General features: G+C 65.6%; 20 protein-coding genes. 16 read left to right on the forward strand and 4 right to left on the reverse strand.

All coding sequences use genetic code 11. From position 1 onward, the window contains the following. The first annotated feature begins 60 nt into the window (after positions 1–60). The 11 genes from OKW41_RS36940 to OKW41_RS36990 all read left to right on the forward strand — a co-directional run bounded on the left by OKW41_RS36940 (position 61) and on the right by OKW41_RS36990 (position 13,348). The gene (locus OKW41_RS36940) at positions 61–249 is read left to right on the forward strand and encodes a hypothetical protein (protein WP_018421598.1); all 189 of its coding nucleotides are present in this window, start codon (positions 61–63) and stop codon (positions 247–249) included. Positions 250–393: 144 nt separating this feature from the next. Beyond that, positions 394–909 (forward strand): DUF192 domain-containing protein, encoded by a 516-nt coding sequence (locus OKW41_RS36945; RefSeq protein WP_184006379.1) that lies wholly within the window; start codon positions 394–396, stop codon positions 907–909. Positions 910–1,226: 317 nt separating this feature from the next. Continuing rightward, positions 1,227–3,332, forward strand: coding sequence for an elongation factor G (gene fusA / locus OKW41_RS36950; RefSeq protein WP_429575613.1), 2,106 nt, complete (start codon positions 1,227–1,229; stop codon positions 3,330–3,332). Between the two features lie 203 nt (positions 3,333–3,535). Continuing rightward, positions 3,536–4,063, forward strand: coding sequence for a cupin domain-containing protein (locus OKW41_RS36955; RefSeq protein WP_184058186.1), 528 nt, complete (start codon positions 3,536–3,538; stop codon positions 4,061–4,063). A 38-nt stretch (positions 4,064–4,101) separates the two neighbouring features. Then, entirely contained in the window at positions 4,102–5,121 is a 1,020-nt protein-coding gene (locus tag OKW41_RS36960) for a HoxN/HupN/NixA family nickel/cobalt transporter (RefSeq protein ID WP_429575614.1), read from the forward strand. Positions 5,122–5,828: 707 nt separating this feature from the next. Beyond that, entirely contained in the window at positions 5,829–7,502 is a 1,674-nt protein-coding gene (locus OKW41_RS36965; protein WP_429575615.1) for an ABC transporter substrate-binding protein, read from the forward strand. A 41-nt stretch (positions 7,503–7,543) separates the two neighbouring features. Next, positions 7,544–8,572: an ABC transporter permease gene (locus OKW41_RS36970; RefSeq protein ID WP_429575616.1), complete on the forward strand. Its 1,029-nt coding sequence runs from the start codon at positions 7,544–7,546 to the stop codon at positions 8,570–8,572. Beyond that, entirely contained in the window at positions 8,569–9,465 is an 897-nt protein-coding gene (locus OKW41_RS36975) for an ABC transporter permease (protein WP_429575617.1), read from the forward strand. Before OKW41_RS36970 ends, OKW41_RS36975 begins: the two co-directional genes overlap by 4 nt. Then, a complete protein-coding gene (locus tag OKW41_RS36980; RefSeq protein ID WP_429575618.1) occupies positions 9,462–11,651 on the forward strand; it encodes an ABC transporter ATP-binding protein in 2,190 nt (729 codons plus the stop codon). The genes OKW41_RS36975 and OKW41_RS36980 overlap by 4 nt, the downstream gene beginning before the upstream one ends. A gap of 420 nt (positions 11,652–12,071) precedes the next feature. Then, a complete protein-coding gene (locus tag OKW41_RS36985) occupies positions 12,072–12,653 on the forward strand; it encodes a hypothetical protein (RefSeq protein ID WP_429575619.1) in 582 nt (193 codons plus the stop codon). Between the two features lie 233 nt (positions 12,654–12,886). After that, positions 12,887–13,348, forward strand: a complete 462-nt coding sequence (locus OKW41_RS36990; RefSeq protein WP_429451422.1) for a Rap1a/Tai family immunity protein — start codon at positions 12,887–12,889, stop codon at positions 13,346–13,348. Between the two features lie 93 nt (positions 13,349–13,441). On the opposite strand, the gene OKW41_RS36995 is transcribed toward OKW41_RS36990, so the two are convergent. After that, positions 13,442–14,287: an aldo/keto reductase gene (locus OKW41_RS36995; RefSeq protein ID WP_429575620.1), complete on the reverse strand. Its 846-nt coding sequence runs from the start codon at positions 14,285–14,287 to the stop codon at positions 13,442–13,444. Positions 14,288–14,482: 195 nt separating this feature from the next. Between OKW41_RS36995 and OKW41_RS37000 the strand changes: the two genes are divergently transcribed. After that, the gene (locus OKW41_RS37000) at positions 14,483–15,229 is read left to right on the forward strand and encodes a GntR family transcriptional regulator (RefSeq protein WP_013090333.1); all 747 of its coding nucleotides are present in this window, start codon (positions 14,483–14,485) and stop codon (positions 15,227–15,229) included. A 67-nt stretch (positions 15,230–15,296) separates the two neighbouring features. On the opposite strand, the gene OKW41_RS37005 is transcribed toward OKW41_RS37000, so the two are convergent. Next, positions 15,297–16,706 carry a CoA transferase gene (locus OKW41_RS37005; protein WP_429575621.1) on the reverse strand — a complete coding sequence of 470 codons (1,410 nt, stop codon included), beginning with the start codon at positions 16,704–16,706 and terminating at the stop codon, positions 15,297–15,299. 126 nt (positions 16,707–16,832) lie between these two features. Between OKW41_RS37005 and OKW41_RS37010 the strand changes: the two genes are divergently transcribed. After that, entirely contained in the window at positions 16,833–18,074 is a 1,242-nt protein-coding gene (locus OKW41_RS37010) for a citrate/2-methylcitrate synthase (protein ID WP_429451427.1), read from the forward strand. Positions 18,075–18,109: 35 nt separating this feature from the next. On the opposite strand, the gene OKW41_RS37015 is transcribed toward OKW41_RS37010, so the two are convergent. After that, complete coding sequence (locus OKW41_RS37015) at positions 18,110–18,415, reverse strand: DUF2917 domain-containing protein (protein ID WP_429575622.1); 306 nt, start codon at positions 18,413–18,415, stop codon at positions 18,110–18,112. 183 nt (positions 18,416–18,598) lie between these two features. Here OKW41_RS37015 and OKW41_RS37020 point away from each other — a divergent pair, with 183 nt between their 5' ends. From OKW41_RS37020 to OKW41_RS37030, 3 genes are all read left to right on the forward strand, one after another. Continuing rightward, positions 18,599–20,017 carry a PLP-dependent aminotransferase family protein gene (locus tag OKW41_RS37020; RefSeq protein ID WP_429575623.1) on the forward strand — a complete coding sequence of 473 codons (1,419 nt, stop codon included), beginning with the start codon at positions 18,599–18,601 and terminating at the stop codon, positions 20,015–20,017. A gap of 129 nt (positions 20,018–20,146) precedes the next feature. Then, a complete protein-coding gene (gene mdtD, locus OKW41_RS37025; RefSeq protein WP_429451433.1) occupies positions 20,147–21,607 on the forward strand; it encodes a multidrug transporter subunit MdtD in 1,461 nt (486 codons plus the stop codon). A gap of 316 nt (positions 21,608–21,923) precedes the next feature. Beyond that, on the forward strand, positions 21,924–23,198 hold the full coding sequence (locus tag OKW41_RS37030; protein ID WP_429451435.1) for an EAL domain-containing protein: 1,275 nt from the start codon (positions 21,924–21,926) through the stop codon (positions 23,196–23,198). Here the strand turns inward: OKW41_RS37030 and OKW41_RS37035 are convergent. Next, entirely contained in the window at positions 23,154–24,209 is a 1,056-nt protein-coding gene (locus OKW41_RS37035) for a sigma-70 family RNA polymerase sigma factor (protein ID WP_429575624.1), read from the reverse strand. The two genes, OKW41_RS37030 and OKW41_RS37035, sit on opposite strands and share 45 nt — an antisense overlap. Between the last annotated feature and the right edge of the window lie 8 nt (positions 24,210–24,217).

The following is a 24,217-nucleotide window of genomic DNA, read 5'->3' on the forward strand; positions in this document are numbered from 1 at the left end:
GACATGACTCTACATATGCCGGGTCATTTGGTTAATTAACTCAAGCTGAGGATTCACAAAATGAACAAACTGATCGCCGCTCTGGTCGCTGGCCTCTTCGCAACGGCAGCATTCGCACAAGCATCGGCACCGGAAGCAGCTTCGGCAGCTCCGGCAGCAGCAGCTTCGTCGGCAAAGAAGACCACCAAGCACGCTCACAAGAAGTCGCACAAGAAGGCAGCAGCTGCAGCTTCGGCAGCTTCGGAGTAAGTTGCTTGTAAAAACGCAGTAAAGAACTAGCGTCATTGCCGTTCTTACGGCGTTGTAAGGCAGATCACCGCAAGGCGATCTGCCTTTTTGTTTTTGACGCGCTCGCGTAACATGCGCGAGTCAATTTCAGCAAGGAGTCTTGCCGTGCGATTTTCCATGCGCTCGTCGATGGCGCGTTTCGCCATTGCCGTAGCACTGCCGCTCGCGGCGCTGTCGTTCGTCGTCACCACGGCTCCCGCCCAGGCGCAGCAGATGCCGCCGGGCGCCAAGCAGCCGAGCGAGTTTCCGCGCGTCAAGCTGACCGCTGGCATGTTCGTGATCGACGCGGCCGTCGCCGCCAACGACGCGGACCGCGAACAGGGCTTGATGTATCGCACGAAGCTCGCGCCGAACGAAGGGATGCTGTTCGTGTTCAACGAGAACGCGGGCCACTGCTTCTGGATGAAGAACACGCTGATCCCGCTGTCGATCGCATTCATGCGCGCCGACGGCACGATCACCGACATCGACGAGATGCAGGCCGAGACCACCAACAACCACTGCCCGACGCACAACGGCGTGTTCGCGCTGGAAATGCCCAAGGGCTGGTTCTCGGCGAAGGGCATCAAGCCGGGCATGCAGATCCAGGGCTTACCGCCGGTGCCGGGCATCACGCAGTAAGACCCTCACCGCCGGGCCGCGTGTCCGTGCAGCCCCGTAAATGGCCCCGGAGCGGCCTCTGAGCGGGGGCACCGTGCCGCCACGCTGTCCCGCGAAAAGCCGGCGTCTCAACCCGAGGCGCCGGCTCTTTTTCGCCCGCTCAGCCCCGCGCCACCAGCCTTCGCGCCGGCTGGCAGGATTCATGCAAAAGACCAATCGACGCGCTATCCTTGTAATCTCGATCAGGTAACGCCAGATAAAGCACCACTCAGACTCCCCGAGCGGCCCACGCGGTCGCCCGGCATGCGTTTCAGGCGCGCCATTTCAAGGAGATTCACGTGCCCCGCAAGACTCCCATCGAGCGCTACCGGAATATCGGCATCAGCGCTCACATCGATGCCGGCAAAACCACCACTACCGAACGGATCCTGTTCTACACCGGCGTGACCCACAAGATCGGCGAGGTTCACGACGGTGCGGCGACGATGGACTGGATGGAACAGGAGCAGGAGCGCGGCATCACGATCACGTCGGCGGCCACGACCGCGTTCTGGAAAGGCATGGCCGGCAACTATCCCGAGCATCGGATCAACATCATCGACACCCCCGGGCACGTCGACTTCACGATCGAAGTCGAGCGCTCGATGCGCGTGCTCGACGGCGCCTGCATGGTGTACGACTCGGTCGGCGGCGTGCAGCCGCAATCGGAAACCGTGTGGCGCCAGGCGAACAAGTACAAGGTGCCGCGCATCGCATTCGTCAACAAGATGGACCGCGTCGGCGCGGACTTCTTCCGCGTGCAGCGGCAGATCGGCGATCGTCTGAAGGGGGTCGCCGTGCCGATCCAGATTCCGATCGGCGCGGAAGAGCACTTCCAGGGCGTGGTCGACCTCGTCAAGATGAAGGCGATCTACTGGGACGACGACAGCCAGGGCATCAAGTTCGAGTACCGCGACATCCCGGCTGAACTCGCGGCCACCGCGAAGGAATGGCACGACAAGATGGTCGAGGCCGCGGCCGAGGCGAACGAGGAATTGCTCGAGAAGTACCTCGGCGGCGAACCGCTGAGCGAAGCCGAAATCAAGCACGGCATCCGCGCGCGCACGATCGCCAACGAGATCGTGCCGATGTTGTGCGGCAGCGCGTTCAAGAACAAGGGCGTGCAGGCGATGCTCGACGCGGTGATCGACTATCTGCCGTCGCCGGTCGACGTGCCCGCGATCACCGGTCACGACGAGCACGACAAGGAAATCGAACGTCATCCCAACGACGAGGATCCGTTCTCGGCGCTCGCCTTCAAGATCATGACCGACCCGTTCGTCGGTCAGCTGATCTTCTTCCGCGTGTACTCGGGCGTCGTCAATTCGGGCGACACGGTCTACAACGCGGTCAAGGAAAAGAAGGAACGCCTCGGCCGGATCCTGCAGATGCACGCGAACGAGCGCAAGGAAATCAAGGAGGTCTACGCGGGCGACATCGCCGCGGCCGTCGGCCTGAAGGAAGCGACCACCGGCGACACGCTCTGCGATCCTGATCATGTGATCATCCTTGAAAAGATGATCTTCCCGGACCCGGTGATCTCGCAGGCCGTCGAACCGAAGACCAAGGCCGACCAGGAAAAGATGGGCATCGCGCTGAACCGTCTCGCGCAGGAAGACCCGTCGTTCCGCGTGCAGACCGATGAGGAATCCGGACAGACGATCATCTCCGGCATGGGCGAGCTGCACCTCGAAATTCTGGTCGACCGGATGAAGCGCGAGTTCGGCGTGGAAGCGACCGTTGGCAAGCCGCAGGTCGCGTATCGCGAAACCGTGCGCAACAAGGTCGAGGACGTCGAAGGCAAGTTCGTCAAGCAGTCGGGCGGCCGCGGTCAGTATGGCCACGCGGTGATTACGTTGGAGCCGTCCGAGCAGGGCAAGGGCTACGAATTCGTAGACGCAATCAAGGGCGGCGTGATTCCGCGCGAATTCATCCCCGCGGTCGACAAGGGCATCGTGGAAACGCTGAAAGCCGGCGTGCTCGCGGGCTATCCGGTCGTCGACGTGAAGGTCACGCTGACCTTCGGTTCGTACCACGACGTCGACTCGAACGAAAACGCGTTCCGCATGGCCGGCTCGATAGCGTTCAAGGAAGCGATGCGCAAGGCGAAGCCCATCCTGCTCGAACCGATGATGGCCGTCGAGGTGGAAACGCCCGAGGACTTCATGGGCAACGTGATGGGCGACCTGTCGAGCCGGCGCGGCATGGTGCAGGGCATGGAAGACATCGCGGGCGGCGGCGGCAAGCTGGTACGCGCGGAGGTGCCGCTCGCCGAGATGTTCGGCTATTCGACGTCGCTGCGCTCGGCCACCCAGGGCCGCGCGACCTACACGATGGAGTTCAAGCATTACGCCGAGACGCCTAGCAATGTCGCCGAGGCCGTGATCAACACGAAGAAGCAATGACGCTGACGCGGCGGCGTTGAGCGCGACAAGCCGAAGCCCGCTCCCTGTGAGCGGGCTTTTTTTATGGCGCCGTTTGCATCGTCGAGCCACGCACCCGTTTTTTTGAACGTGCCAGAATGTTGATCAGCCATGCGGCACGCCCCTGAATGGTAAGACCGAAGCGAACGACTCGAACGCGGCACGCCAGCCGAGGAGGAGACACGATGAGCCAGGATCATGAACATCCGCATTACCGGGCCGAGCACGACGCCGCCGAAGCCAGCCAGCAGATCGACTGGCGCGAACACGGCGTGAAGGTCATCCGCGGCGATCAGCTCGACACCAACACCGCGCAAACGCCGGGCATGAACCGCGCGGCCGCGATCAACGCGGCGCGCGTCGGCGCGCAGAAAATCTGGGCCGGCACCGTGACGATCCATCCGAATGCGAAGACCGGCGCGCATCATCATGGCGCGCTCGAAAGCGTGATCTACGTTGTGCGCGGCCAGGCGCGCATGCGCTGGGGCGAGCATCTGGAATTCACCGCCGAGGCCGGTCCCGGCGACTTCATCTTCGTGCCGCCCTATGTGCCGCATCAGGAGATCAACGCGAGCACCGACGAGCCGCTCGAATGCGTGCTCGTGCGCAGCGACAATGAAGCGGTCGTCGTCAATTTGAACATCGACGCGGTGGAGCAGCCGGAAACGGTCTACTGGGTCGATCCGATCCACAAGCATCCGCACGATCACTAAGCCGCTCATCAACCTATCCATTCATCCGCTCGTGTCACATGACGCCTAACGCCTCGCTGCGCCCTCGCCTCGTCGCGCTCTACGCGGTGCTGCTCGCCGCCAACCTCGGCGCATGGCTGTGGGCGCTAATCGCATTTCGCCACTACCCGCTGCTGCTCGGCACCGCGCTGCTCGCGTATGGCTTCGGTCTGCGTCATGCGGTCGACGCCGACCACATCGCGGCGATCGACGCCGTTACGCGCAAGCTGATGCAAACCGGCATGCGACCGGTCGGGATCGGGCTCGCGTTTTCGCTCGGCCATTCGACGATCGTGATCGCGGCGACGATCGGCATCGCCTGGACCACGCATTCGCTGAATGGGCGCTTCGAAAGCTTCAAGGAGGTTGGTGGCACGCTCGGGACACTGGTTTCCGCGTCGTTCCTGCTGGTGCTCGCGGCGGTCAATCTCGTGGTCCTGCGCGACGTGTGGCGCCGCTACCGGCACACGCAACGTGGCGACGTTGCGACTACAGCGTCAGCCGATGCGCTCGCCCCAGCCGGGCTGCTGTCGCGCGCATTGCGGCCGCTGTTTCGGCTGGTCACGAAAAGCTGGCACATGTATCCGGTCGGCGTGCTGTTCGGTCTCGGCTTCGACACCGCGACCGAGATCGGCCTGCTCGCGATCGCTGCGTCGCAGGCCAGCACTGGCCTGCCGCTCTATTCGATCCTCGTGTTCCCGGCGCTCTTCACGGCCGGCATGACGCTTGTCGATTCGACCGACAACGTGCTGATGGTGCACGCGTACGGCTGGGCGATGGACGACCCGAAGCGCAAGCTTTACTACAACGCGAGCATCACGTTCGTGTCGGCGATGGTCGCGATCGTGATTGGCGGCGCCGAGGCGCTGGGGCTGCTGTCGGATCGCTTCGGCTGGAGCGGCGGGGTGTCGGATGCCATCGTCGGAATCAACGATCATTTCGGCGCGCTCGGCTATGCGATCGTCGCGGCCTTCATGGCGTGCTGGATCGGCTCGGTGCTGTTTCATCGCTGGAGACGGCCGGATACGGCGGCACGATAAGTGGCCACGGGAAAAGCTCATTCGACACAAGCGACGGAATGCATAGGACAATCTCCTCATGAAGACTGTCCATGAGGTCTCCGTAGAAATCTCTGCTCGAACCGTTCGGCTGACGTTTCGTAGCTCAGCGTCTTCCGCGGACCTTCACTGGTCCTGTCGTCGAAGCATGTGAAGCGTCGGTCGTGCTTGCGCATCAGCATCGGTTCGAAGCTGCCATCCCGGCCGCGCGGCACCTCAACGCAGATCGGGCTTATTCAAGAGCACACCGCCCCGTATCGAATGGCCGATGAGGCCGCCGAAGAAATCAGCTTTCTCTTGCTTGACCTGGCCTACCGGGAAACCGATCTACACCGTAGGTTTCTTTGAGAGTTCCACCTTGTGGAGTTCGAAACCGCATTTCGCACCGTGTTGCTCCGCCAATCCGTCCACAATCGCGGCCGCCCCTCGCGAGCACGCGTCCGGTAACCGTTGTGACGACGACACACCGCGCGTCATTTATCGGCCGATCGACTAGCGCGGCGCGCCCCCGGTGCGCCAGAGCCGCGAGCAATCGCTTACACTGAGACCGCTCTGCACAGCGTTGCCCTTTCGCGATAGCGGCCCCACCACATCCAGCCGCCCATCGGAAGGCGCGCTGCCCCTCGCGGCGTCGCGCGGCTCGCGCGACGCCTCCGAACCAGCAACAGAACGGGTTGGATACGCCATCGATGAAAACGCCAGCGGACCGATTTCTCGCACCTGACGCATTGGACGCAGCCCGCCTCACAGCCGACGCCTACGGCAACCACGCCCTCGACGAGTTTGTCGCCGGCCGCATCACGCGCCGCGAACTGCTACGACATGCGAGCGTGATCGGTCTGTCGCTCGCGGGTGGCGGCCTGCTCGGCGCGCCGCGAGCGCGGGCGCAAGGTGCACCGCCCACGTCGAACCAGACGATCCGCGTCGCGCATCTGACGCCAGCGGGCGCCGTCGATCCGCTGACGGTGACTGACGCCGCGAGTCTCGCGCTGCTGAACCAGACCGGCGAATTCCTGATCGACGACGACGGCGAGAAGCTGATGCTGAAGCCCGCGCTCGCGCTGTCGTGGAAGCCGAACGACAAGGGCGACGTGTGGACCTTCAAACTGCGCCAGAACGTGAAATTCCACGACGGCCAGAGCTTCGGCGCGAAAGACGTGGTCTCGACCTTCGACCGTCTCGCCGATCCCGCGAGCGGCTCGGCCGCGCTATCGGTACTAAAGGGCGTGCTGTCGAAAGGCGGCGCGAAGGTCGTCGACGAACACACGGTGGAGTTTCATCTCGACGCGCCGACCGGCAATTTCCCGTACTACGTTTCCTCGGATAATTACAACGCGGTGATCCTGCCCGCGAACTTCGCGGGCAACTACGAAAAGAGTTTCATCGGCACGGGTCCGTTCAAATTCGAAAAGTATCAGCCGAAGGTTGGCGCGTCGTTCGTGCGCAATCCCGACTACTGGGGCGAAAAAGCGTTACCGCAACGCGTACAGTTTTCGTTCTACGCCGACGAGCAGGCTCAACTGCTCGCGTTGCAAGGCCATCAGGCCGACGTGATGGGCACGTTCACCGTGCAGGGCGGCGCGGCCATCCTGAACAATCCGGACTACAAGGCGGTCGGCGTCAAGTCGAGCGCGCACCGCCAGATTCACATGCGCAACGACAGCCCGCTCTTCAAGGACAAGCGCGTGCGTCAGGCACTCGCGTTGTCGCTCGATCGCGACGTGATCGTGCGTGGTCTCTTCAAGGGTCGCGCACAACTCGGCAACGACAGCCCGTTCGCGCCGGTGTTTCCATCGTCAGATGCAGGCGTGCCGCAACGCAAGATCGACGTCGCGAAGGCGAAGCAGCTGCTCGCGCAGGCCGGCGTGCCGAATGGTTTCGACGTCACGCTGACCACCGAAAAATACATGGAGATCCCCGACCTCGCGGTCGTCGTGCAGAACGCCGCGAAGGCGATCGGCGTGCGCATCAATCTGAAGGTCGAGAGCCAATCGCTCTACTACGGCGCGGGCACGCCGGGCAAATCCGACTGGCTCGACTCGCCGCTCGGCATCACCGATTACGGCCATCGCGGCGTGCCGAACGTGTTCCTCAACGCGACGCTGACGAGCAACGGCACATGGAACGCCGCGCACTTCAAGAATCCGCAATACGATCAACTGGTCGCGCAGTTCGTCGCGGCGATCGATCTCGCCACGCAAAAGAAAATCTCCGGGCAGATCCAGACGCTATTGCTCGACGAAACGCCGCTGATCATCCCGTTCTTCTACGATCAGCTGATCGCGATGCGCAAGGGCGTGAACGGCGTGCGCTTCACTGCGCTCGCGCAACTGTATTTCGATCGCGCGACGCTCAGCGCGTAAGCAGCGCACTGTCCGTCTCGCTTTTCGCAGGAGAACTCACGATGTCGGCTCCGGCGCCCTCTCCCGCCTCGAATACATCGCGTCCGCCGCCCGCGGCGAACGGCAACGCGGGCCGCGTCGCGCGTTTTCTCGCGACGCGCGCGGGTCTTTCGCTGATCACGCTGTGGCTGCTGTCGGTGATCGTGTTCGCGGGCGGCCAGCTGCTGCCCGGCGATATCGGCCGCGCGGTGCTCGGGCCGCTCGCCGATGCGCGCGCGGTCGCCGCGCTCGATCATCAGCTCGGCGCCGACCGGCCGCTGCTCACGCAATACATCGACTGGATCACGCATTTCGTGCGCGGCAACATGGGGCTGTCGTACGCGTATCGCGAACCGGTCAGGCCGTTCATCGCCGATGCGCTCGGGCATTCGGCGAAGCTCGGTCTGCTCGCGTTCATCGTCGTCGTGCCGCTCGGCATCGCGGGCGGCGTGTGGTCGGCGATGCATGCGGGGCGTTGGCTCGATCGCACGATCAGCATCGCCGGTTTGTCGGCGACCGTGGTGCCGGAGTTCGTGTCGTCGATCGTGCTGATTCTCGTGTTCGGCGTGTGGCTGCGCTGGCTTCCGATCGAGGCCTCATATCCGCCCGATGCGAGCGTGCTCGAACAGCTGCGGCATCTGGTGCTGCCGGTGCTGCCGCTCGTCCTCGTGTTCTTCGGCTACATCGCGCGAATGGCACGCGCGGGCACCGTCGAAGCGCTCGACGCCGACTACACGCGCACCGCCATCCTCAAGGGCCTGCCGCGCCACGTCGTGATCTGGCGGCACGTGCTGCGCAATGCACTGCTGCCGACGATCACCGTCGCCGCCACCCAACTCGGCTACATGATCGGCGGACTCGTGGTGGTCGAGACGCTGTTCCACTACCAGGGCATCGGCTCACTGATCTACAACGCCGCCAAGGCGAAGGACTTTCCAATGCTCGAAGCGGGCGTACTGACGATCGGCGTCGTCTATACGCTCGCGAATCTGGTCGCCGATGCGCTGCACGTGCTGCTCAATCCGCGACTGCGGGTGAGGACCGCCGAATGAATACGACCGTGCCGCCGGCTTCATCGACGCCACCAGGCTCGCCCGTGCCAGGCGCACCGGGCTCCGAGCCGCGTTTCCCGCGCCTCCTCCTGCTCCTCGGTTCGCCGACCTTCATCGTGGGCGCGCTGATCGTCGCGTGGTGGATCGTCTGCGCGATCGCCGGGCCGTGGTTCGTGCATCTCGATCCGTACGCGTCCGATCCGCTCAATTCGCTGACGCCGCCCGATCGCACCCACTGGTTCGGCACCGATCAGCTCGGCCGCGACGTATTCTCGCGCGTGATCGTCGGCGCGCGCGACATCCTGACGATCGCGCCGCTCGCGACACTGCTCGGCACCGCGGCGGGCACCGCGCTCGGCCTACTGGTCGGCTACTTCGACGGCTGGGTCGACGACGTGATCGGCCGCATGATCGACGCGGTGCTCGCGCTGCCGCTCGTGATCGTCGCGCTGCTCGCGCTCGCCGCGGTCGGTGCGTCGAACTTCACGGTGATTCTCGTGATCGGCACCACCTTCACGCCGATAACAGCCCGCACCGTGCGCGCCGCCGTGTTCGCAGAGCGGCATCTCGACTATGTGGCCGCCGCGCAGCTGCGCGGCGAACGCGCGCCGTACATCATGTTCGCGGAGATCCTGCCGAACGTGCTGCCGCCGATCGTCGTCGAAGCAACGGTGCGGCTCGGCTATGCGATCTTCGCGGTCGCGACGCTGTCGTTCCTCGGCTTCGGCATCCAGCCGCCGTCGGCCGACTGGGGGCTCGCGCTGTCCGAGTCGTACACGTTGATGGCGGGCGGCGCGTGGTGGACCGTCGTGTTCGCGGCGGGCGCGATCGCGTCACTGGTGGTCGGCGTCAATCTGATCGCCGACGGCGTGCAGGGAGTGCTCGACCAATGAACGGCCCACCACCCTCCTCGTTCGCCGCGTTCGACGTGTCGAAAAGCGATCGCACCGATGCGCTGACCGTGGTCGGCCTGACGGTCACCTACCGGATCCGCGGACGCGATCGCGAAGTGCTGCAGGACGTATCGTTTCGCGTGCGACGCGGCGAGGCGTATGGGCTCGTCGGCGAATCCGGTTGCGGCAAGTCGACCGTGGCAATGGCGACGCTGCGCTATCTGCCGCGCAATGGCAAGGTGAAGGCCGGCAAGATCGTAATCGCCGGTGAGGACGTGCAGAAGCTGGGTGCCGACGCGCTGCGCAGCATGCGTGCGACGACCGTCTCGATGGTCTATCAGGACCCGGGGCGCGCACTGAATCCATCGCTGACGATCGCCCGTCAGGTTTCCGAAGCATTCGAGGCGACCGGCGTCGCGCGCGACGAGGCGCTGCAACGCACGCTCGAGATACTCAAACGCGTCCGCATCGCGGCGCCCGAGCGCGTGATGAACAGCTATCCGCATCAATTGTCGGGCGGCATGCAGCAGCGCGTCGTGATCGCGATGGCGCTCGCGTCGAACCCAGCGCTGCTGATTCTCGACGAACCGACCACCGGCCTCGACGCGACCGTCGAAGCGGAAGTGCTCGACCTCGTCGCACAGTTGCGCGAGGAACTCGGCACCGCGGTGTTGTTCATCAGCCACAACCTCGCGGTGATCGGCCGCATGTGCGAACGCGTCGGCGTGCTGTACGCGGGCAAGCTGGTCGAGGAAGGCGCGACCCAGGACGTGTTCGCACGGCCGCGTCATCCGTACACGGTCGGGTTGCTGCGCTGCCTGCCGACGGCCGGACGCAGCAAGGACAGCGAGCGGCTCGATACGATCGCGGGCGGCCTGCCTCTGCCGGGCTCGGTCACGCAGGGCTGCATCTATGCGGAGCGTTGCCGTCTCGCCGACGAGCGCTGCCGCCGCGACGCGCCGCCGCCCTATCGCCTCGGCGCCCGGCATGGCGATCAGATGGCGCGCTGCCACTATCACGAGCGTGCGATCGAACTGCCGCGTGCGACATCGAGCGCGGCGCCGGTGGCGGCCGCATCATCCAACGCGGCGCCGCGCGCGCCCTCTGGGCCGGTCTTGCGCGCTCGGAACCTGTCGAAAACATTCCACGTATCGGGTGTCCCGCTGCGCGCGGTCGACGACGTGTCGCTCGAACTCGCGAGCGGCGAGACGCTCGGCCTCGTCGGCGAATCGGGCAGCGGCAAGACAACGCTCGCGCGACTACTGCTCGGCCTGATCGCACCCGATGCCGGCAGCGTGCTCGAACTCGACGGCGCCCCGCTCGCCGCGCGCGTCACACGACGCAGCGACGAGCAGCTGAAATCGCTGCAGATCGTGTTCCAGAATCCGGACTCGGCGCTCAATCGAGCGCATTCGGTCAAGCGGCTGATCGGCCGTGCGCTCGCGCGCTTCACCGCGCTGCGCGGGCCCGAGATCGACGCACGGCTCGCCACGCTGACGGACGCCGTGCGGCTGCCCGAGCGCTATCTGGACGCACGTTCACGCCAGCTTTCGGGTGGGCTCAAGCAGCGCGTCGCGATCGCGCGCGCGTTCGCCGGCGAACCACGCGTCGTCGTGTGCGATGAGCCGACTTCGTCGCTCGACGTGTCGGTGCAGGCCGCGATTCTGAACCTGCTCGCCGATCTGCAGCGCGAGCGCGGCGTCAGCTACGTATTCATCTCGCACGATCTGCACGTGGTCCGCTATGTGTCGGATCGCATCGCGGTGCTCTACCTCGGCCGGCTGCTCGAAATCGGCCCGGCGGCGGCCGTGTTCGATGGACCGCAGCATCCCTATACCGAGGCGCTGCTGTCCGCCGTGCCGACGCTGCCGGGCGACGGCGCGTCCGGCGAGATGCATCAACGTACACGTATCCGTCTCACCGGCGAGTTGCCCGGGCCCGGCGCGATGCCGTCGGGCTGCGTGTTTCACACGCGCTGTCCACGTAAGCTCGGCGCGATCTGCGAGCAGCAGGACCCGCCGTTTCTCGACGCGGACGGCGCCGCCGATTCGTCTTCCGCGCACCGGATTCGCTGCCATATTCCGGTCGCCACACTTCGCGAGCTGCAAAACGAGCCGCGCGACGACAACGCGAGCGACCCGACGTATGGCGGCAATTCCGACGATGCGTCGGAAAACGCCAGCTAGCCTCGACTCGAACCTCATCGACGCACACCGCCCCTCTTAACGAATCCCGCGTCGGAACACGCTTTTGCGTCCGCGCGTTTCATCGTCGCAACGTTTTGAGGCGTTTTTCCGGCGTGCGCATCGCACATCCCGATATCGCCCGTGTCGCTTCAAGGCTTTGCGGCGTGTGGCATGGATATCGCTAAATTAACAGCCAGAGATTCGAAGCCAAACCGGGCGCGCAACGCCGCGCATATCCGCACGACGAGCGTCACCACGCGATGGCGCGACCTCGCGCGATCAGCACGGCAGCGACGCACGGACAACTTCGACACAACGGACCGGGGGTTCGACAAGACCCGCGTGCAGACAGGTCGGCCGCCGCTGGGGCGACCCGCGAAGGCGGCAGCGAGGTACCGTCCTTCGCTCTGGAGACGCGCGATGAAGACCGGAAAATCAGATCAGTACTACTGTGCAATGATGCGCGGCGCGGTGGTCCTCGCGGTGTTGGCGGGCGGGACCGCGTACGGGACGTCGACCGACGTGATCCCTCGCTGGATTGTGCTGACCGACGCGTCGCGGGCGCAACCCGGCGATTCAACGCCGCTGCTGCTCGTGCAGAACGACGGCGCGGCGACCGGCGCCGAGGCTGGCACGGCCACAGCCGCCGACGACGCCGCCTCGGTGTTCGCGCCGGCCGGCTGCGGCGGGCTCGGCGGTCCGGGCTGCGGGCGGCTCGGCGGCGGCAGTGGCAACGGCAGCGGTCATGGCGGCGCGGCGGTGCGAATGGTGGTGGCTTCGGTGGTGGCTTCGGTGGTGGCTTCGGTGGCGGGTTCGGCGGAGGCTTTGGCGGAGGCTTCGGCGGCGGTCACGGAGGCAAGGGTGGCGGCAGCGGCGGCAGTGGCAACGGTGGCGGGAACGGGCACTAGGCGTCGCCCGTTGCCCCGGGTAGGGGCCCCCGCGCCCTACCCGCCGGCGACATGTCCCGGCATACTGTCCGCTATCCGCTGGCAACGGCGGTGATGTCCCGATCCCCCGGTCGGGCGTCACCGCCGGAGGCCGGTCGGAGCGGCCCGCCCGCCTTCGGCGTGCGCTGACGGAATGGCTCGGAGAGCGCGCGCGCCGCGCCTCGCGCCATCGCGCGAACCGCACCGCGAGCGGCGGGAACACAACCTCCATTGCGTGCGAGTGTTATGGAACCAATCCGAGACGACGGCCTCATATCAAATTCATCGTTCGATATGAGGGCCCACAACATGCATAGAAGCGTCCCCCCCTCCGCGACTCGCACGGCAGCCGCCGTGCTGGCGGCTGCCGCCCTGGGCCTCGCATCGCTCGCCAATGCGCAAACACCCGCGCAGCCAATGGCGCAAACCTTGTCGCAAGCGGCGCCACCGGTCGACCCGAGCTTCTCCGCCTACTCGCTGGTCCAGAGCTGCAAACAGCGCCACGACAACGTCGCGCAAGGGCAATGCGTCGGCGCGATCCGCGGCATCATCCACGGCTATCAATACGGCGTGCTGTTCCTCTCGCAACGAGCAACCCTCCCCGCCAACGAAACGCAGCGCGTGTCGCTATGCCTGCGCGACGTGGCGGTGTCGTCGATCGTCGACGACTTCCTCGCCGATGCCACCCAGGTGCCGGACGACGCGCTGCAGCACACCCCCGCCGAAGTCGCCGTGCTCGGCTCCGTGCATCAGCACCATCCCTGCACCTGAGCGCCGCGTCAGCGCGAGCGGCGTCATCGACGCCCACAGCGCGTCGAGCCTCGCGCGCCGCCGTTCCGCAACGGACGACGGCCGCGCCGGCGCTTACAACATCTCCAGTGCACGCTTGCCGCGCGGCGGCTTGAAGTACGCGTCGAGCGCGGCGAGTTCGCCGGCTTCCAGCACCAGTTGCGACGCGCGATGGTTGTCCCGCACATGCTCGACGCGCGCCGCCTTCGGAATCGCGCACACATTGGGCTTGCCCAGCACCCACGCGAGCGCCACCTGAAACACCGAGACGCCGCGCGCGTCGGCGATATCGTCGAGCGGCGAGCGTTTCGGCAGCCGCGCATGATCGACCGGGCTGTACGCCATCGCCGGCATGCCGCGCGCGGCGAGCCACGGCAACAGATCGAACTCCGGCCCGCGCCGCGCCACGTTGTACAGAATCTGGTTGGTCGCGCACGCGTCGCCGCCTGGCGTCGCGACGAGTTCTTCCATGTCGTCGGTATCGAAGTTGCTGACGCCCCAGTGACGGATCTTGCCCGCGCGCCGCAGCGCCTCGAAGCCGTCGACGGTGTCCGCGAGCGGCACCGAGCCACGCCAGTGCAGCAGATACAGATCGAGCCGGTCCGTTTTCAGACGCTTCAGGCTCTGCTCGCACGCGGCGATCACGCCGCGCCGGCTGGCGTTGTGGGGATACACCTTGCTGACCAGAAACACCTTGTCGCGCAAACCCGCGAGCGCTTCGCCGAGCAGCGACTCGGTCGCGCCGTCGCCGTACATTTCGGCGGTATCGATCAGCGTCATGCCGAGTTCGATGCCGCAGCGCAGCGCATCGATTTCCGCCGCGCGTCGTGCCCGCTGCTCGCCCATTTCCCACGTGCCCTGCCCCACTGCTGGCATGCGCTCGCCGCCCGGCAGGCTCACGCTTGCGATCTCGCTCGTCATGCTGACTCCTCGAAAGTGGCTCGATCCAGATGCGATGCGCTGGCCCGCCGCCTCATCACGCAACGCATGCTACTAAAAACCTGGCGACGAGTTTAGCGGCTCCGTGGCCTCACAACTGCGCGCCTGGCAAAAGCCAGCTATAACGGGACGCGCCGATGTTTTAAAATTGCTGCTTGCCCATCTTGCGTGAGCCCCATGACCTCTGCCTCGGAAGACCGCTGGCGCGACCTGCGCCCGGACCCGGAAAACGACACGCCGCTCTATCTGCAACTTGCCCGCAAGCTCGGCAGCGCGATCCACGAAAACCGCTGGAACGCCGGCGAGGCGCTGCCTTCGGAGCGCGTGCTGTCGGAGGCGCTCGGCGTGTCGCGCATCACGTCGCGCAAGGCGATCGCGCTGCTCGTGGAGCAGGGTTTGATCCGCCGCACCCAAGGCGCGGGCAGCTTCATCACGCCGCGCTACGAAGATCCGTTGTCGCGTCTGTCGAGCTTCAGCGAAATGCTGCGGCGGCGCGGCTTCACGCCTAGTTCGAAGTGGCTGTCGCGCGAAATCTCGCCGGCCAATCGCGACGAGGTGATCCAGCTGGGGCTGTCGCCGGCCGCCGCGGTCACGCGGCTGCGGCGGCTGCGGCTCGCCGACGGCATCGTGATGGCGGTCGAGAATTCGACGTTCCCGGCCGCGGTGATTCCCGATCCACAGGCAATCGGCGACTCGCTGTACACGTATCTGGAGAATCGCGGACTGACGATCGTGCGCGCGTTGCAGCACTTCCGCGCGGTGAACGCGAGCGACGAGATCGCGCAGCAAATGAGCATCGCACCGAACGAGGCGTTGCTGTTGATCACGCGCGTGGGTTATACGGCGGATCAGCGCGCGATCGAACTGACGGACACGTACTGCCGCAACGATTACTACGACTTCGTGGCGGAGTTGCGAAAGTAAGCTGCGACACGGTTGGGCGGTTAGGTACGCCGCGTTCCCAACCTGAACGCGCCGCCCGCTCCAACCGTCACGTCCATCGGGCTTCGTGCGCGCCGATGCGCGCCGGCGGCAGCGCATAAAACGCCGGCGTCTGCTCCAGTTCCTCCGCCGGCAGCACGCCAAGCACACGCCCGAACTCCGATTGCACGCTCCCGACGCAATCGCGCACATCGTCGAGCGACACCTCGGGCGCCTGCTGTCCGTCGGCCAGCAGCCCGAACGACCGCAGCCAACGCCCCGTCTGCGCAAGAGACACCTTCACATGCCAGCTGCCGCCCTCGCGAGCGCGCCGCGCGAGCGCGACCATCGCGCCGAACGCGGCCAGATAGCCGGTCGCGTGATCGAGCGCCTGACACGGCAGATGCCGCGGCTCGGCTGAACCCGCCGCCACGCGCTCGGTCCACGCGATGCCGCTCGCCGACTGCACCAGACTATCGAAGCCGCGCCGCTGCGCCCACGGCCCTGTGTGCCCGTACGCGCACACCGAGACATAAACGATGCCGGGCCACAGCCGTGCCAGCTCGTCCGGCCCGAAGCCGCGCGCCTTGAGCGCGCCCGGACGATAGGCCTGCAGGAACACGTCGGCATCGCGCGCGAGTCCGCGCAACGTGTCGCAGCCCGCCGCCTCGCGCAGATCGACGATTGCCGAACGCTTGCCGCGGCCGTTGTCGATCACGAGCGGCGCGATGTTCGGCAGATGCGGCCCGTTGATCGTCAACACGTCCGCGCCATGATGCGCGAGCGCGCGGCCGGCCACCGGTCCCGCGATGATCCGCGACAGATCCAGCACCCGCACACCCGCGAGCGGACGGTCGATGCCAAGCTCGGCGTCAGCGGCGGCGTGGCGCGGTGGCTCGGCCGGGGCGTCACCGATGCGCTCGATCTCGAACAGCGGCAAGCGCGCGATCGCTTTGGCCTGCTCGAGCGCGGCCCATTCGTCGGGCGTGCGAATCAAGGCGGCGCACAGGCCCGCGTCGGCGAGCGTTTGATCGAGCGTCGCGCCCTCCCAGCCGCGAATCGCGGCCGCCACCGAGGGCCGCCCATTGTCACAGCCGAGCACCTCGAGCACGCCCTTCAAGTGATGCGCGAAATTCGTATGCAGCTGGATCCAGCGGCCGTCGCCCGTTTCATAGAAGCCGGTGACCGGATCGCGCAGCGCGGGCGGCGGCCCATCGTCGATCCGCAAATAGCGTTCGCTGCGAAACGCCGCCAGCGCGCGACGCATCTGCACCGACACCTGTTGCAGGCGACCGCTGCGCAAGCGCCAGTATTCGGCGGCGGCGAGGCCCGTCGCGGCGATGGTCGACGCCGCGAGGCTGCCGACACGGTAGACCGACGGCAAGCCGGGATCCGCGCCGGCGAGCGACACGGCGTGCAGCGCGACCGGATCGCAGCCGGCGAGGGTCCAGATGTGCTTGAGGGCGAGTTCGGGCGTCATGGGATCGGGCGCGCTGGCCGCGCGGACAGGAAGCAGGTACACCGAGTCTAAATTTGCGCCATGCCGCAATCAATCTTGATTATGATAATCAACATATATTGATTTCTTCGGTTTATACGCACTTTTATGCCAGCCTCGATTTACCTGACCGCCGCCGAAGCGGCCGCAACGCTCGGCGTCAGCTTGCCAACGCTGTACGCGTATGTGAGCCGAGGCATGCTCGGCTCGTCGCCGGATGCGCAAGGCAGGCATCGGCTCTACGATGCCGCCGAGGTGCGCCGCCTCGCGCGTCGCAAGGCGGACGGCAAACGCGCCGGCAAGGTCGCGCAGAAGGTGCTCGACTGGGGCGTACCGGTGCTCGAATCGTCGATCACGCTGGTCGCGGACGGTCGGCTGCTGTATCGCGGGCACGATGCGATCGAGCTCGCGCGCAGTGCGTCACTCGAAGACGTCGCGGCGCTGTTGTGGGAATGCAGCGCGCGGCGCATCGCCGATGCGCCCGTCGTGCCGCTCGCCCCCGCGCAATGGGCCGCGTGGCTCAAGCTGTGGAGTGACAGCACGCCGCTCGATCGCGCGCTGGTGCTGCTGCCGGCCGCCGCCGCGCAGATGCCGCGCGTGTGGGCGCTCGGCCGCGATGCGCAGCTCGACACCGCGTGCGCCGTGATGCGGCTGCTGGCCGCCGCGATGCTGCCGGCGGCGCCGTCGAACGAACCGCTGCATCGGCAGATCGCGACGGCCTGGCGGGTGCGCAGCCGTCAGCAAAGCGGACTGCTGCGCGCGGCCTTGGTCGCCTGCGCGGATCACGAGCTGAACGCGTCGACGTTCACGGTCCGTTGTATCACGTCGACGGGCACGCACCTGTTCGGTGCGGTCGCGGGCGGGCTCGCGGCGCTTTCCGGGCCGCGTCACGGCGGCGAAACCGTGCGCATCGCCGCGCTGCTTGATGAGGCGTCGCGCTCGCCCGAGCTGGACCGCTATCTGGCGAACCGTCTCGCGCGCTACGAGCACGGCGCGCAAGGTCCGGTGCTGTCGGGCTTCGGTCATCCGCTCTATCCGGACGGTGATCCGCGCGCGCGGTTATTGCTGACGATGCTCGCCGACTGCGCGCCAGCCCGCTCGCCGCTCAACGAGGTGCTGCAGGTCGCGCGAGCGGTGCGCGACACGACCGGCGCGGAGCCGACGGTGGATTTCGCGCTTGCCGCGATCGAGCGCGTACTCGCCTTGCCGGGCGGGGCCGCGTTCACGCTGTTCGCGCTCGGGCGGGTGGTCGGCTGGATCGCGCACGCGATGGAGCAGGCACGCGATGGCCGGTTGATCCGGCCGCGGGCGCGGTATATCGGGGAGTATGAGGCGGGAGGTGCTGCTTAGGGGCCAGGAAGAGGCGGCTCGCCGTTCGCCCGGCATCAGACCACGCCTGGCCGACGCGCCAGCCATGCCGGCATCGGCCAGCCGAATAGCAGCGTCGGCAGCTTGCGTTCCGAGCCGGTCGCCAGTGCAAAACGCGCCCCGGCCCGCCCGGCGCTGATCCATGCCACCGATCCACGCGCCAACTCGATCGACTGCCCCGCCGCCAGCCAGTGATCCTCATGCTCGCCCTCGACGGTCAGCCAGATGTTGCCGCTGATCACCTTGAAAATCGTCGGACGCGCAACCCGCCAGGCCGTGACGGGCTCGCCATGTTCCAGCTCGAAAACTCGCACTTCTCGCATCGCCGTTCTCCTCGATGAACTTTCTGTTGTACCGATTATTGACGTGCGATGATCGGAGACCCATGCACAGTTCCGAACACTTTCATCGGAACTGTTCAGTCAAAAAACCGAACAGTTGGCATGGCTCGCGCGGCGCGGGTTTAAAACTTTCGCGTTCGCTGGCCGGCGACAGAAGGCAAGCGTATGAAACTCGAAATCCAGCTCGATCGGGACAATGGCGTGCCGCTGACCGAGCAGATCGTCGGGGGCGTCTCGGCGTGGATCCGCTCGCGCAATGCGCATCCTGGCTCAAAGCTGCCGTCGATCCGCCAGTTCGCCGCCGACTTCGGCGTAAGCCGCTTTCCGGTGATCGAGGCATACGACCGGTTGGTGTCGCTCGGCTATGTCGACTCGCGCCACGGCTCCGGCTTTTACGTCGCCGATCGCCAACCGACCGACATGCGCTGCCAGGGCACTTCGGACCCGCGCCGCGCCGATGTCGAGTCGGACCATCTGCTCGAGCAATTCAACTTCCCGGGCGAGACGCTGAAGCTCAGCACCGGTTTCATCCCCGAAAGCTGGCGCGACATCGATGGCATTGCGCAGGCGATCCGCCACGTGTCGCGAACCGATCCGGCTAGCATGGTCGAGTACGCGACGCCGCTCGGCAACCCGGTCTTGCGCGAACAGTTGCGCGGCCGCATTGGCCAGTTGGGCATCCAGGCAGACGCATCGCAGATTCTGATCACCAATGGCGCGAGCCAGGCGTTCGATCTGCTGGTGCGCTACATGCTCAAGCCAGGCGACACGATCTTTGTCGAGGACCCCGGTTACTACAACCTGTACGGCCTGTTGCGCCTGCACGGCATGAAGCTGATCGGCATTCCACGCACCGGCAATGGTCCCGACCTCGACGCGATGCAGGCGCAACTGAAGCTGCACCGGCCCAGATTGCTGCTGATCAACACCGTGTTCCACAATCCGACCGGCACCACGGTCGCACCGCAGGTCGCATTCCGTTTGCTGCAAATGGCGCGAGAGCATGGCTTCCAGATCATCGAGGACGATATCTACGCGGATTTTCAGACCGAACTCACCGACCGCCTGGCCACCCTCGACCAACTCGAACAGGTGATCTACATCGGCGGATTGTCGAAAACGCTGTCGTCTTCGCTACGGGTCGGCTGCGTGGTTGCGAGTCACGCGATCATCAAGGACCTGGTCGACATCAAGATGCTGACGAGCATCGGCTGTTCGCGCTTTGCCGAAGCGGTGGCGGTGTCGATGCTGGAGCGCGGCGCATATCGCAAATATCTGGAGCGACTGCGCCGCCAGATGCGCGGCGCGCTCGGCTCGACCGTCCAGACACTCGAAGATGCCGGCTGGGAGATCTTCGAAGAACCAGCGGGCGGCAAGTTCGTGTGGGCACGCGTGCCGCATGTCGCGGACGCCGAGCGGCTCGTTGAATGCGGCGTGCCCCTCGGAGTGACGGTGCTGCCTGGACAATACTTCAGGCCGAACCGGGAGGTGAGCCCGTGGATCAGGATTCATGTGGCGTTTGGCAACGAGCCACGGGCGCAGGCGTTTTTTCATGCGGCGGCGCAGTTGCCGCCTGATGCGTGAACACGGCGCGGAGCGCGGCCGTGACGCAGCGCCGACACCCGCGCAACGCTGCGCCGCCCGCTGCGCCGGGACCCGCTTTTCCCTAGAATAGCGAGTCCCAGCCCGACCGAGCGCGCCCAGCCGCCTCATATGTCCACGACGCCGCCTCCGCCCGCCCTCGCTCCCGATATCCCCTCGGGTCCTTCGCCCCGCTCGCTGACCGTGATGCTGTGGCTGGTCGCCACCGGCTTCTTCATGCAGACGCTCGATTCGACGATCGTCAACACCGCGCTGCCCGCGATGGCGACAAGCCTCGGCGAACTGCCGCTGCGCATGCAATCGGTGGTAATCGCCTACTCGCTGACGATGGCAGTGATGATCCCCGTGTCCGGCTGGCTCGCCGACAGACTCGGCACGCGGCGCGTGTTCTTCAGTGCGATCCTCGTGTTCGCGGTGGGCTCGTTGCTGTGCGCGAACGCGCATACGCTGAACCAACTGGTGCTCTTTCGCGTTCTGCAAGGCGTGGGCGGCGCGATGCTTCTGCCGGTTGGGCGGCTCGCGGTGCTGCGAACCTTTCCGGCTGAGCGCTATCTGCCGGCGTTGTCGTTCGTGGCGATTCCGGGGCTGATCGGACCGTTGATCGGACCGACGCTCGGCGGCTGGCTCGTCAAGATCGCGTCGTGGCACTGGATCTTTCTGATCAACGTGCCGGTGGGCATCGTGGGCTGCATCGCTACGTTTATCTTCATGCCAGATAGCCGCAACGAACACACGGGCAAATTCGACCTTGGCGGCTACCTGTTGCTGGTGGTGGGCATGGTGGCGATTTCGTTCGCGCTCGATGGCCGCACCGAGTTCGGCATTCAACATGCGACGGTGCTGGTGCTGCTGATTCTGAGCATGGCGTGCTTCGTTGCGTATGGGCTGCACGCGGTGCGCGAGCCCGCGCCGATCTTCCCGCTCGATCTGTTCAAGATCCACACGTTTAGCGTTGGGCTGCTCGGTAATCTGTTCGCGCGGATCGGCAGCGGCTCGATGCCCTACCTGATTCCTCTGCTGTTGCAGGTGAGCCTCGGCTATAGCGCATTCGAAGCCGGGCTGATGATGCTGCCCGTGGCGGCCGCGGGCATGGCGACGAAGCGCCTCGTGACGAAGCTGATTCTGAAGTACAGCTACCGGCGCGTGCTGATGGCGAACACGATTCTGGTCGGTCTGATGATGGCGAGTTTCGCGCTCACGAGCACGCATCAGCCGCTGTGGCTGCGGCTCGTGCAACTGGCGATGTTCGGCGGCGTGAACTCGATGCAGTTCACCGCGATGAACACGTTGACGTTGAAGGACCTCGGCACCGGCGGCGCCAGCAGCGGCAATAGCCTGTTTTCGCTCGTGCAGATGCTCTCGATGAGTCTCGGCGTGACGGTGGCCGGTGCGTTGCTGACAACCTTTACCGGCATCATGCAACGCGTGACCGGCGCCAGTTCGCTGCCCGCGTTTCATGCGACGTTCCTGTGTGTCGGCATCATCACCGCATGCTCGTCATGGATCTTTGCGCAGTTGTCGCCGGAGATTCGCACGCCCGCGAAAAAGACCGATCCTTCGGAGCGAACTTGAAAGCCGCACGAGCCAGGACGACGCATCCTCGTGCAGTCGCGAACGGATTTCCGGGCATCGCTCCGCGCGCGCCGCACGCAGCACGCTTGCACAGCGTCGCCGACCCGCAACAGGGCGCGTCCCGCACCAGCGAAGTGCGCGTTATCGCCTTCGTACCGCGGCGGGCGCGCAATGATTTCCTCGGAGCATTGCTGGTGGACGCTCGAGCTTTGTTCGAACACGCGCATAGTTCTTGCTCGTCCTGTAAACTCTTGGTCTGCGCGCGCGAACTCCTGCCTGGCCCTGTAAGCGCCGCCATTTCCACACGACTGACACGATGAGCATGATCGAACTCGATCCTCCCGGCTTCCAGCCACCACGCCCGATGGCCGGCGACGAAGGCTCCCGGCGTACCGTTGTCTATGGCGGCTACACCGTTTTCAGCGTGTTTCAGCCGGTCTTTTCGGTATCGCACCGGCGCGCGATCGGGTATCACGCGTCGTTGCGCGTGCACGACGAGCATGAGCGGCAAGTGCCCTCGCACGAAGTCTTTACGCAGGCTGCGCGACGCGGCGATCTGCTGGAACTCGGACGGCTGGCCGAATCGCTGCACCTCGGCAACTTCAACGCATTCGACAGCCACGACGAATGGCTCTTCCTCAGCCTGCATCCGGCCGCACTGATGGACACCAGCTACGGCGACGCGCTGCTTGCCAGCCTGAAGGCGCTGGGCCTGCCGCCGCAGCGCGTGGTGCTCGAAGTATCCGAACAGGCTGGCGGCGAAACCACGCGCTTCGCCGAAATCGTCGATTCGCTGCGCAAGTCCGGTTTCCTGATCGCGCTCGACGGCTTTGGCGCCAAGCATTCGAACATCGACCGGGTGTGGAATCTGCGGCCGGACATCGTCACGCTCGACCGCTGCATCCTCGCGCAAGCGAGTGAACACTCGCATATCGAGCGCGTGTTGCCGGGCCTCGTCTCTCTGTTGCACGAGTCTGGGCAACTGGTGCTGATGGGCGGTCTGAGCACCGAACGTGATGCGCTGATCGCGCTCGAATGCAATGTCGACTTCGTCCAGGGCGCATTTTTCGCGGGTCCGAGCGTCGAACCCGTCAAGCCGCAAGTTGCCGCTGGCCTGATGGATTCGCTCTCCGCTTCGCTGCGCGAACGCGTTGCCGCTCGAGAGAAAGCGCAATCCGCGCGGCTCGCGCCGTATGTCACGGCGCTCGAGGCAGCCGCCGTGCAGTTGGTTGCCGGGGAATCGATCACGCAGGCGACCGCACCTCTGCTCGCGCTCGGAGAAACGGCGCGCTGCTTTGTTTTGGACGGTTCGGGGCGGCAGATCGGCGACAACGTGCTGCCGCCGGGCCGCACATCGCAACGCGCAAAGCGCTTCAGCCCGCTGCTGCATTCCGAAGGCGCGAGTTGGGAGCGCCGCCCGTACTTCATTCAGGCGATGCGTCAACCGGGGCGGGTTCATCTGACGCCGCCGTATCTGTCGATCAACGAAGCGCATCTGTGCGTGACCGCCTCGATTGCTGCGCACACATCGCATGGTACGCAGGTGCTATGCGTCGACATCAACTGGGAAGTCGCGGCTCACCGTAACTGACGCCCCCGGATGGTCCTTGATGCGGGCAAGCAGTTCCGTGACCGCATCACGGCCCAGCATCTGGTTGGCCGCCTGCAGATGCGCGGCGCTGGTCAGGATGCGCAGCGAGACGATTTTCGCCGAAAGGTCCGTTTTGCCATCCGTCACCACGTCGATTAGCCCGACGATGTCGCCGTCGCAGAACAGTGCGATGCACACCGCACCCGCCATCGACACCACCTCGGCATGGCTCGCCCGTTGTGCGAGCGATGTGACTACAGCCATCCACTTCGGAGCTGAACCCGGTTCGCGGTCGCATTGCGCTTCGGTTTCAGGTGTTGGCCCTTGTGCTCCAAGGGCCGGGTTGGCTGTGGGGAACGGAGGGGGCGGAGCGTACAAAGGGACGTCGCTGATCAGTTGCGGCGCATCGCTGAAAAGCTGTAGCAGGCCCGCCCGATCTTGCGCTTCGAGCGCCGCGCGCAAACGCTCGACGATTCGCCCATGCACCGCCGGATCGGGTCGCTCCAACGGCGCCCCCGCACGTCTCAGACGCTCCTTGGCGCGATGAACCATTTGCCGGCAAGCGGCCGGTGTGCGCTCGAGAATCGAGGCGATTTCCGCATAGCCACACTCGAACGCTTCATGCAGGACGAGCGCCGCTCGTTCGTCTGGCTTCAGATGTTCGAGAAGCAGCATCACGCCGTACGACATATCTGCCGCTCGCAACGCCAACTCCTCCGCCGATGGTGCGACCTCGTCGAGCCACGGCTCCGGCAACCAGCCGCTAGCCTGTGACGCACGCTCGCGCTGTGCATGCCGCAGACGGTCGATCGCCGTGCGCGTGGTGAGCGTGGTGAGCCACGCGACGGGCGTTTGCACCGCCTGCGTATCGGCCAGGTGCCATTTGAGCCAGACATCCTGCACCACGTCTTCGGCCTCCGCGCGACTGCCGAGCATCCGATATGCGAGTGCCAGCAGACGGGCGCGCGCGGCCTCGAAACTGGATGCCTTGTCGATTCCCTGTTCCGTCATGCGTAGAC

The sequence above is a fragment of the Paraburkholderia sp. UCT70 genome (assembly GCF_050434085.1).
In the GTDB taxonomy this organism is placed as follows: domain Bacteria; phylum Pseudomonadota; class Gammaproteobacteria; order Burkholderiales; family Burkholderiaceae; genus Paraburkholderia; species Paraburkholderia tuberum.